This window comes from Enhygromyxa salina, assembly GCF_000737335.2.
GTDB lineage: Bacteria > Myxococcota_A > Polyangia > Nannocystales > Nannocystaceae > Plesiocystis > Plesiocystis salina_C.
The window spans coordinates 1-1,151 of sequence record NZ_JMCC02000282.1 but is presented as its reverse complement, the minus strand read 5'-3'; the positions used below and the strand labels follow the sequence as shown (position 1 = coordinate 1,151).

The window sequence follows — 1,151 nt, the reverse complement described above, 5'->3', positions numbered from 1 at the left end:
GATCGTGTCGAAACAGCTCGAGGGTGCCTTGATGAAGAGTGCCTGCTGCCACACAGACCCTCTCGGCCCGCGCGGCGCCGTGTTGCAGATCTGTTGAAAATAATTCGAGCCCGCGATCCGAGAGCTTGGATCGCAGGCGTTGATCACGATCGCCGACGCCGCCCGCCCGCTGAGGGGGCCGGCGGCGTCGCGCGCAGCGGATCTTCGGGCCACGCGTGCCTGCTAGTACCCTGCCGCAGTGAATTTGATGGTTTGAGGCGCCGGGCCTGGCGTCCCTGGCGCGAAGCGAGGAAGGAGTGTGTCGGGCACACTCGACTGACGAGCGACAAAGCCAGGGGCGTCAGGAACTAGCCTCAAACCATCAAATTCACTGCGGCAGGGTACTAGTGCTCGCGCCAGAAGGCGCTGAGATCACGGGTCACCGCGACGTCGTGGCGGTTGGGCGCGCGCAGGTGCAAGACCACCGGGACCGCCCCATCGAGCACTCGCGGACCGGCTGCGTTCAGCCGTGCTCGAACAGCTGGCCGCCGGCGTTGACCTCACGCGCGAGCTTGGCCCAGCGCTCGAGGGTCTCGAGGCGATCACAGCCGCGGATTTGTGCCACTTCGTTGGTCTGAAGGGCGACGCCGCGAACTTCGAGCACCGTGAGGATCAACTCCACCAGCGTCGTGCGCCGGCCCACTCGTTGACCCTCTTCCAAACCCACCTCCAGACCTTCTTCTCGGCCCGCTTGCAGACCCTGTTCTCGGCCTGCTTCCAGGCCTTCTTCATGGCCACGTGAGAAGGTCCCGCTGCGTCGCTCGACGTCCCAGATTTCTTCGCGTTGTTGCACTGTCATCTCCTCGTTCAGTCGTGCCTGCATTGGCTTGGGCAGCGCCGCCCACAAGGTCGCGCGGTACGAGTCGCGCCGCTCGTTGGGTAGCTTCAATATACTCTGAAGACCGGCCCGCGCAGCCTCGAGATTGCCCCGGCATCCGTGCAGGGCAGCACCCAGCACCGCTGCGGTGGGCCACGCTTGGCCTCGCTTCACATCCAAGATCGGCGCGACGGTGTGGGCGTCGAGCAGCAGCACGTTCACCGCTGGTGGGTGTCCGATCTTCCAAGCCGCCAGCTGTTCTGACACCCGATCACAGTAGGAGACCACCACGATC

The 1,151-nt window shown here is 64.9% G+C and carries 3 protein-coding genes; all 3 read right to left on the bottom strand.

Annotated elements, in window-relative coordinates; all coding sequences use genetic code 11:
- A partial coding sequence (locus tag DB30_RS42130) for a hypothetical protein (protein WP_205633226.1) occupies window positions 1-213 on the bottom strand: 213 nt, incomplete at its 3' end.
- Between the two features lie 170 nt (window positions 214-383).
- Window positions 384-485, bottom strand: a complete 102-nt coding sequence (locus DB30_RS40900) for an ATP-dependent helicase C-terminal domain-containing protein (RefSeq protein WP_205633225.1) — start codon at window positions 483-485, stop codon at window positions 384-386.
- Between the two features lie 17 nt (window positions 486-502).
- On the bottom strand, window positions 503-1,151 hold a 649-nt coding region (locus DB30_RS40895; RefSeq protein ID WP_205633224.1), incomplete at its 5' end, for a Yae1 family protein.